Source organism: Aurantiacibacter xanthus (assembly GCF_003584015.1).
GTDB classification, from domain to species: Bacteria; Pseudomonadota; Alphaproteobacteria; order Sphingomonadales; family Sphingomonadaceae; genus Alteraurantiacibacter; species Alteraurantiacibacter xanthus.
On the sequence record NZ_QXFM01000100.1, the window covers coordinates 55,257 to 64,477 of the forward strand.

8 protein-coding genes are annotated in these 9,221 nt (G+C 64.9%); 2 read left to right on the forward strand and 6 right to left on the reverse strand.

Features of this window, described 5'->3' with window-relative positions; translation table 11 throughout:
* Nucleotides 1-55: 55 nt before the first annotated feature.
* The 5 genes from D2V17_RS11065 to D2V17_RS11085 form a co-directional block, all read right to left on the reverse strand.
* On the reverse strand, nt 56-871 hold the full coding sequence (locus D2V17_RS11065) for a transglutaminase family protein (protein WP_119593021.1): 816 nt from the start codon (nt 869-871) through the stop codon (nt 56-58).
* Nucleotides 872-891: 20 nt separating this feature from the next.
* Nucleotides 892-1,836, reverse strand: coding sequence for an alpha-E domain-containing protein (locus D2V17_RS11070; protein ID WP_119593036.1), 945 nt, complete (start codon nt 1,834-1,836; stop codon nt 892-894).
* A gap of 17 nt (nt 1,837-1,853) precedes the next feature.
* Nucleotides 1,854-3,278, reverse strand: a complete 1,425-nt coding sequence (locus tag D2V17_RS11075) for a circularly permuted type 2 ATP-grasp protein (RefSeq protein WP_119593022.1) — start codon at nt 3,276-3,278, stop codon at nt 1,854-1,856.
* An 81-nt stretch (nt 3,279-3,359) separates the two neighbouring features.
* Nucleotides 3,360-4,148 carry an esterase/lipase family protein gene (locus D2V17_RS11080; protein WP_119593023.1) on the reverse strand — a complete coding sequence of 263 codons (789 nt, stop codon included), beginning with the start codon at nt 4,146-4,148 and terminating at the stop codon, nt 3,360-3,362.
* A 66-nt stretch (nt 4,149-4,214) separates the two neighbouring features.
* Nucleotides 4,215-4,742 (reverse strand): DUF3617 domain-containing protein, encoded by a 528-nt coding sequence (locus D2V17_RS11085; RefSeq protein WP_119593024.1) that lies wholly within the window; start codon nt 4,740-4,742, stop codon nt 4,215-4,217.
* A gap of 162 nt (nt 4,743-4,904) precedes the next feature.
* Between D2V17_RS11085 and uvrB the strand changes: the two genes are divergently transcribed.
* Both uvrB and D2V17_RS11095 read left to right on the forward strand, forming a co-directional pair.
* A complete protein-coding gene (gene uvrB / locus D2V17_RS11090) occupies nt 4,905-7,094 on the forward strand; it encodes an excinuclease ABC subunit UvrB (RefSeq protein ID WP_119593025.1) in 2,190 nt (729 codons plus the stop codon).
* Nucleotides 7,095-7,427: 333 nt separating this feature from the next.
* A complete protein-coding gene (locus D2V17_RS11095) occupies nt 7,428-8,015 on the forward strand; it encodes a hypothetical protein (protein WP_119593026.1) in 588 nt (195 codons plus the stop codon).
* 212 nt (nt 8,016-8,227) lie between these two features.
* On the opposite strand, the gene D2V17_RS11100 is transcribed toward D2V17_RS11095, so the two are convergent.
* The coding region (locus tag D2V17_RS11100; RefSeq protein WP_191229159.1) for a thioredoxin family protein at nt 8,228-9,221 on the reverse strand (994 nt) is incomplete at its 5' end.

Below are 9,221 nucleotides of genomic sequence, written 5' to 3' on the forward strand. Positions count from 1 at the left end.
TCCTTTGCCGGCGAGCCCGTTTGCGGGTCAGGCCGCGTTCCTCGTCCCTACGCCTCTATTGCTCGGCGCTGCGCTGTTCAACCGCGAGTTCGACATGGAAGTCTTCGGTCACGGCATCGAAGCTGACCCCGGTGACCGGCGCGGCATCGCGATAATCACGTCCCGTGGCCACGCGGACATAGCGCGGATCGGGGCTGATCCCGTTGGAAACGTCGAACCCGACCCAGCCGAGCGAGGGCACCCAGGCCTCGGCCCAGGCGTGCGTCGCCTCTTGCTCGATGCGGTCGTCCATCATCAGATAACCGCTGACATAGCGCGCCGGAATGTCGATCGCGCGCGCGGCCGCGATGAAGATATGCGCATGGTCCTGACACACCCCCTTGCCCGCCGCCGCCGCGGCTTCGGCCGTAGTGGCCGAATTGGTTGCGCCCGGCACATATTCCACCGTTTCGAGGATGGCGGCGGAAAGGTTGTGCAGGGTGTCGACCATGCCCTCCTCGCTGCGTTCCACCCTGGCGATGATCTGCCGGATTTTCGGGCCGGGCCGCGTCAGGTCGGTGTACGAGAGGAAAGACCACAGCGGCAGGTGCCCGCAATGCAGGCCGACCACGCCCGCATGGTCCTGCGTCTCCACCGTCCCGCTGCATCCGACCACGACCTCGCGCGCGCCCTCGTCGACCGTGATCAGCGTGACGTGATTGTGGTTCTGGTCGTCGTAGACCAGCTCCTCGTGCGCGTTTTCATAAACCATCTGCCAGTCGATGATCTTCTGGCCCTGCGTTTCCTTGGGCGTCAGCCGCAGGCGCTGGATCGCATAGCCCACTTCCTGAGCGAACCGGTAACGGGTGGTATGGCGGATCTGTAGTCGCATGGTGGGCTTGCTCCGCTGGCTCAGGCGATGAAGCGGTAATCCTCCGCAATCGCGCTCGCGAGCCGGTTGTTGTCGGCGATGAAACCGAGCAGGAATTCGTGCAGGCCCTGATCGAAAATCGCCTCGACGGTGATTTCGGAAAGCTTCATGTCGGCCTCGCGCATGGTCTCGTGGACCTTGCCTTCGCGGCCGTGGAATTGCGCCAGATGGAACAGGTTTTCGCGCATGGCGTGATAGCAGAAGATCAGGCTGCGCGGGAACCGGTCGTCGAGGATCAGGAAGTCGGCGATCGAGCGGATATCGCTCTTGCCCGCGTTAAGCCAGCGATAGGCCCGCTCCGCCGAGAGCGAGCGCAGCACATTGTCCCACTGCCCGGCATCGAGCGGGGTGCCGACATAGGACAGCGACGGCAGCAGCAGATAGTATTTCACATCGAGAATACGCGCGGTGTTGTCGGCGCGTTCGAGGAAGGTGCCGGCGCGGGCGAAGCTGTAGATCTCGTTGCGCAGCATCGAGCCGTGGGTGGAGCCGCGCACAATCGCGCTCTCGCGCCGGATCGCCATCAGCACCTGATGCAGGCTGCCCGATTTCACCTGCTTCGAGAGCAGCTCGCGCAGGGTCATCCAGGCCTCGTTGATCGCCTCCCACACCTCGGCCGTGATCGCCGAGCGGCACATCCGCGCATTCGAGCGCGCACGTTCGATCATCGACAGCACGCTTTCGGGGTTGTTCTTCGAGCGCAGCACGAAATCGCACACATGCGATCCCGAATAGTCCTCATGCTGGGCGAGATAGGCATCCTTCAGGCCCAGCGTGGTGAGCACCGAAGCCCATTCCTGGCTCGCCATCGCGGCCCCGCGGGTAAGCGCCATGCGCTGCCCCGCCGCCAGCAGACGCGCGATGTTCTCCGCGCGTTCGAGATAGCGATACATCCAGAAGATGCCGTTGGCCGTGCGGCCGAGGATATGCGCTCTGCCCGTCATCAGTCGTCCAGCACCCAGCTGTCCTTGGTGCCGCCGCCCTGGCTGGAATTGACCACCAGCGATCCTTTCTTGAGCGCCACGCGGGTCAGCCCGCCCGGCGTGATATCGACCCCCGAAGGCGAGCACAGCACGAAGGGGCGCAGATCGACATGGCGCGGCGCCAGACCCTTGCGGGTGAGGATCGGGCAGGTCGACAGCGACAGCGTCGGCTGCGCGATATAGTTTTCCGGCTTGGCTTCGAGCTTGTGGCGGAAGGCGGCGATCTCCTTCTTCGAGGAGGTCGGGCCGATCAGCATGCCATAGCCGCCCGAGCCGTGGACCTCCTTCACCACCAGCTCGGCGAGGTTATCCAGCACATATTTGAGCGCATCGGGATCGGCGCAGCGCCATGTCTCGACATTGGGCAGCAGCGGCTTTTCCCCGGTGTAGAACTCGACGATCTCGGGCATGAACGAGTAGATCGCCTTGTCGTCGGCCACCCCGGTGCCCGGTGCATTGGCGATGGTGATATTGCCCGCGCGATAGACATCCATGATGCCCGGCACGCCCAGTACCGAATCCGGGTTGAAGGTAAGCGGATCGAGGAAATCGTCATCGACCCGGCGATAGAGCACGTCGACCGGCTGGAAGCCCGCCGTAGTGCGCATCTGCACCTTGCCGTCGACCACGCGCAGGTCGCTGCCCTCGACCAGCTCGGCCCCCATCTGGTCGGCGAGGAAGGCATGTTCGAAATAGGCCGAGTTGTAGATGCCCGGTGTCAGCACCGCGATCGAGGGTTTCCGGCCAGCCCCTTGCGGCGCGCAGGCCGCAAGGCTGGCCGCCAGCCGCGCCGGATAGTCCGACACCGGACGCACCGCGACCTGGCTGAACAGCTCGGGGAACATCGCCATCATCGTTTCGCGGTTTTCGAGCATGTAGGAGACGCCCGAGGGCGTGCGCGCGTTGTCCTCCAGCACCATGAACTCATCCGGCCCGGTGCGGACCAGATCGATGCCGACGATATGGGTATAGACCCCGCCCGGCGGGGTGAAGCCGACCATCTGCGGCAGCCAGGCATCGTTGTTGCGGAACAGACGCTCGGGCAGGCGGCCCGAGCGGATGATCTCCTGCCGGTGATAGAGATCGTGCATGAAGGCATTCAATGCCCGTACCCGCTGCTCGATCCCGCGCGAGAGCCGCCGCCATTCGCCGCCGGTGATGATGCGCGGCACCATGTCGAAGGGGATCAGCCGCTCCTCAGCCGCGTCCTCGCCATAGACGTTGAAGGTGATCCCGGTCTTGCGGAAGAAAGTCTCGGCCTCGAAGTTCTTCGAGTGGACCCAGCGCTCGTCCTGCTGCGAAAGCCATTCGTGATATCCGGCATAGGCCGGGCGCACCGTGCCGTCGGGTGCGAGCATCTCGTCAAAGCCGGTTTCGCTAGTCATGAAACTCCTTTGTGCAATGCAGCATGACAGGAACTTTGCCTTCCGCCAAGAGGGCTTGCGACAGTTTTTTTGCAAGACCCGTCAGGCAAGTTCACGCCCCACGGCAAGGATCGCTTCGTTCGAATCGGCAAAGCCGAGATGGGTGCAGCGAACCGCCACCGCGCGGTCGCGTTCACCGGGGAGTCCGCGCGCCGCGCGCGGCGAGATCACCGCATCGCACGGGCTCCACAGCGCCACCGTTTCGACCGGCGGCTTGGCACGCACATCGCAGGCAATCGGCGGCTCGTTGACCGGGTAGCCGGTGACCGCCTGATAGGTCCGCCACATGTGATTGGACCACGGCGTGTGGCTGAACGGCGAGCCCATGGTGATGACCTTGGCCACCCGCTCGGGATGGAGCTTGGCCATCTCGCGGGCATAGATCCCGCCAAGGCTCCAGCCGACGAGATAGACCGGCTGACCATAGCGTTCGTGCACCTCGACGATGCGATCGGACAGCTGGCGGAAACGGTCTTCGCTTGGGCCCAGATTATAGCCGAGCTTCCAGCGCTTCACCGTGTGCCCGGCCCGCTCCAGCTCGCGCGCCATCCGGGCCATGCGGCGCGCATCGGCACCGAAGCCGGGAAACAGGATCACCACCCTGGGATGCTCGGCCTCGGGCAAGGTGCAGGGCTGGAACGCCCGCCCCGCCAGCCAGCGGGCGTAATAGGCCAGCTCGCCGGGAAGCAGTTTCAGCGGCGGGGTATGCGCGCCCTGCGGCTGCGGCGCGGTAAGCAATGCGAACCGGCGACGGGCGGCATCGAGCGGAGCCGCTGCGCTTTCGCGCAGACGGGTCAGATCGAACCGGGACCGTGGCAGCAATTCGAACATTCACCCCCGCCTGGCATCGTTTCCTTGAATAAAAAGAAAATGCACGGGAGGCGCAATGTATCCCGCCTAGCTGCAGTCGCCCACGCGCGTGCCGGTTACGCGCATATGCATCTTGGCGGTGCCAACCTGTGGGATCGCCTGCTCGAAGCGCGCTTCCATCTGCACATTGTCGCCGCCCACGGTGCCTTCGAAATTCACCGTGCCATTCAGCCCCTCGGCGTCCTTGCACTGCATCGTGGCCGTGAAGCTGTTGCCCGACTGCTTGAAATCGCTGGCGGTGCAGTTGCTTTGGTTCATCTCGCTGATCCACTCCTCGGGAGTGGAATCCTTGGTCACACAGGTCAGCGAGGGCTCCTTCGCGCCATCGGCAAAGGCGCGTTCGGCCATGGATTTCACATCGGCCGGCAGCCCCGGCAGATCGAATTCCACCAGCTCTACCGTGGAGCTGTATTGCCCGGCGGTCAGCGTGAGGTCGCCCGCACCCACATCATCCGCCGACAGCGCCGCGTCCTTCGCGTCCTCGTCTTTCGAGCTGCCACAGGCGGCGAGCGTGAGCGCAGCAGCGGCAACAGAGAGGATCAGGCGAACTTTCATCAGGCGGGTTCCTTCGCAAAGAGGCAGCGGGCAAAAACGTAACAAGACAGGCGCTTAGAAACCGCCTGTGAATGTGCTCGAGCCTAACAGCCCCGTGCCACACTGCCAATCGCCACTTTCGCCAGCGTTGCGCGAAACCGGCGCAGGTCCCATATCGGTGCAATGGCAGAACTGGTGATCCGCAGGGGGCTGGAAGAGCCCGACACGTCCGGTGCATTCGTGCCCCACAGGCCCGCACGGCCCGAGAAGATGGCGGACAGCAAACCGTTCAAGCTGGTGTCGGAATACGAGCCCGCCGGCGACCAGCCGACCGCCATCGCCGACCTCGTGGCCGCCGCCGAGGACGGCGATCAGACGCAGGTGCTGCTCGGCGTCACCGGCTCGGGAAAAACCTTCACCATGGCCAAGGTGATCGAGACCCTGCAGCGCCCCGCCCTGATCCTCGCGCCGAACAAGATCCTCGCCGCGCAGCTCTATGGCGAATTCAAGAGCTTCTTTCCCGACAACGCGGTCGAGTACTTTGTGTCGTATTACGACTATTACCAGCCCGAGGCCTATGTCCCGCGCTCGGATACCTATATCGAGAAGGAAAGCTCGGTGAACGAGGCAATCGACCGGATGCGCCACTCGGCCACCCGATGCTTGCTCGAACGCGACGACGTGCTGATCGTGGCCTCGGTGAGCTGCCTTTACGGTATCGGCTCGGTCGAGACCTATTCGGCGATGATCTTCGACCTCAAGCAAGGCGACAGCGTCGACCAGCGCGAACTGATCCGCAAGCTGGTCGCCCTGCAATACAAGCGCAACGATGCCGCCTTCGCGCGCGGCAACTTCCGGGTGCGCGGCGACAATCTCGAACTGCACCCGAGCCACCTTGAGGACACCGCCTGGCGCATCAGCTTCTTCGGCGACGAGATCGAGGAAATCGCCGAGTTCGACCCGCTCACCGGCAAGAAGGGCGCGGCGCTCGACAAGGTGCGGGTCTATGCCAACAGCCACTATGTGACGCCCGGCCCGACGATGAAGCAGGCCGCAGCGGCCATCAAATTCGAGCTGGCACACCGGCTGGAGGAACTGAACGCCGAGGGCAAATTGCTGGAAGCCCAACGGCTTGAGCAGCGCACCAACTTCGATCTCGAGATGATCGCGGCGACCGGCAGCTGCGCTGGGATCGAGAACTACAGCCGCTTCCTCACCGGCCGCCTGCCGGGTGAGCCGCCGCCGACCTTGTTCGAATATCTGCCTGAGAACGCGCTGCTGTTCGTCGACGAAAGCCACCAGACGATCCCGCAGATCGGCGCGATGGCGCGCGGCGACCACCGCCGCAAGCTGACATTGGCCGAATACGGCTTTCGCCTGCCGAGCTGCATCGACAACCGCCCCTTGCGCTTCAACGAATGGGACGCGATGCGCCCGCAGACGGTCGCCGTCTCCGCCACGCCCGGCAACTGGGAGATGGAGGCGACCGGCGGTGTCTTCGCCGAACAGGTGATCCGCCCCACCGGCCTGATCGACCCGCCGGTGGAAATCCGCCCGACCGAGGATCAGGTGCAGGACTGCATCGCCGAGGCCAAGGACGCCGCCGCGCGCGGCTACCGCACGCTGGTCACCACGCTGACCAAGCGCATGGCCGAAGACCTCACCGAGTTCATGCACGAACAGGGCGTGCGCGTGCGCTACATGCATTCGGATGTGGAGACGCTCGAACGCATCGAGCTGATCCGCGACCTGCGCATGGGGGTCTACGATGTGTTGATCGGCATCAACCTGCTGCGCGAGGGGCTTGATATCCCCGAGTGCGGCCTGGTGTGCATTCTCGATGCCGACAAGGAGGGGTTCCTGCGCAGCGAGACCTCGCTGATCCAGACCATCGGCCGCGCCGCGCGCAACGTGGATGGCAAGGTGATCCTCTATGCCGACCGCGTGACCGGCAGCATGGAGCGCGCGATGGCGGAGACCGACCGCCGCCGCGAAAAGCAGCGCGCCTACAACGAGGAGCACGGCATCACCCCGCAGACGATCAAGCGCGAGATCGCCGACATCGTCGCGCATACCGCGGCGAAGGACGGGGTGCTGGTCGAGATCGAGGCCGAGGACGGTCGCAACAACCTCGTGGGCCACAACCTGCGCGCCTATATCGGCGAGCTGGAAAAGAAGATGCGCGACGCGGCGGCGAACCTCGAATTCGAGGAAGCCGGGAGATTGCGCGACGAAATCCGGCGGCTGGAGGCGGACGAGCTGGGCCTGCCTGACGATCAGAAGAAAGCGCCGATGGTGGGCCGTTCGAACGAAGGCCGACCGGGGACGCGCAAGACGCGGTATGGGAAGGTGCAGAAGAAGTGGGGGAAGTGAGGATTGTAGCAGCGCCTGCTACAACAGATTGATGCTGACACGGTTTCGAAAGGCGTATCAATAGGTCGCTCCTAAATTTGGAGTGAGCCATGACACCCTTCGAAATCACCTCTGTTATCATCCTCATTCTCGGTATCGCTGGCGGTGCCGGCTTCGCTGGCATTCAGATCGGCATGTGGATCGAGAAAAAGAAATGAGGCCCCACCATCGTCATGCTGAACTCGCTTCAGCATCCATCCCGCCACTCAGCCCGCTGGTCGAAACCGAAGGATGGACCCTGAAACAAGTTCAAGGGTGACGAAATCCGTGCGAAGCGATAATATCCCTACGCCGATGAAACGCCTCCTCCCGATCCTCCTCCTCGCCCTCCCCCTCGCCGCCTGTGGGCAGGCCAATGGCGCGACCACCGACGAGCCCGTCGACCTCGCCGAGGCCGTCGCTGCCGCGCCGCGCGAGCTGGTGATGGAATCGCCCGAAACGCAGTTCGCCACCTGGACCGTCGCCGATAGCGGCCACGCCATTCACTTCGCCAACCCCGGCCAGCCGCCGCTGCTCACGCTCGACTGCCGCCTCGATGCCAAGCCGATCACCATGGCGATCATCCGCCACGCCCCCGCCCTACCGGGGCAGAGCGCGCTGTTCGCGGTGATGGGCAATGGCCACGTCAGCCGCCTGCCCGCCGAGCCTACCCTCAAGGATAATGAATGGCGCTGGGAAGCCAGCCTGCCCGCTAGCGACGAAGGGCTCGACCTGTTCATCGGCCCCGGCGACATGCGCGCGACCCTGCCCGGCAAGGGCGCCATCGCCATGCAGCCAAGCCGCATTCCCGGCGAGTTCGTCGAATGGTGCCGCGCGGGCGGCGAGACGGTGAACGCCCCGGTCGAGAAGACGAAGCCCGGTGAGACCTCGGAAAAAGCCTAAGCACCGCTCGTGCCGAGGCCTTGTCTCGAAGCACTCAGGCAACAGCACTTTGGCCCTTCGAGACGCCTTCTGCCTGCGGCTTCAGGCTCCTCTGGACGAACGGGCATTGGCGGGCGGAAAGACCACCACCAACCAAGCCTTCCGTTCGTGCTGAGGAAAGAGCGAAGCCGCAGGCTGAGGGCTTGTCTCGAAGCACCCGACCGCAGAGCCGGCTATCGCGCCTTCGCCCGCTCGATCAGCATTTCGGGCGTCAGCACCTGCGGTAGCTTCTCGGGCTGCTGGTTCGGCACATACCATAGATAGAGCGGCACCCCCGCCGCGCCCTGCTGCTCAAGGAACTTCGTGATCGCAGGGTCGGCGCGCGTCCAGTCGCCGCGCATAGCCACCACCCCACCCGCTTCAAAGGCTTTGCGAACCTCGTCGCGCTCGATCGCGACGCGCTCGTTGACCTTGCAGGTCAGGCACCAGTCGGCGGTGAACCATAGAAACACCGGCTTGCCCTGCGACTGCACCGTATCGTTGAGCACCAGTTCGTCGAAGGCGACGGGATGGTGAATGCTCTCTTCCGCGCCCGCGCTGGCCGGGTCGTAGGCGGCGGGCAGCGCGAAGGCGGCGAAGACCACAAACGGCGCGGCGATCAGGCCGAAGGCGGGCCAGGCGAGCTTGCCCCGACGTTGCAGCAGGCCCGTCACCAGCAGCCCCATCAACAGCCCCGCCACCAGCAGCAGCGCCAGCAAGGCGAAAGGCTTGCCGCCAATGCGCACGCTCAGCCAGACCAGCGCCAAGGCGGTCAGCCCCATCGGGATCGCCATCAGCTTGCGGAACCGCTCCATCCATGCCCCCGGCTTCGGCAGCATCCGCCGCAAGGCAGGCACGAAGCCGAGCAGCAGGAACGGCAGCGCCAGCCCCAGCCCCAGCGCGGCGAACAGCCCCAGCGCCTGCGGCACCGGCAGCAGCAAGGCCGCGCCCATCGCCGCCGCCATGAACGGACCCGTACACGGAGTCGCCACGAAGGCCGCCAGCAGGCCGGTGCCGAAGGCCGAGGCAGGCTTCCCGCCGCCCCGGATCGGCAGCCCCGGCAGCTCGAACAGTCCGGCGAAATTGGCGGTCAGCAGCGCGGCGAGCACCAGCAGCGCCACCACCACGCCCGGCTCCTGCAACTGGAACGCCCAGCCCACCTGTGTGCCGCCCGCGCGCAGGGCGAGC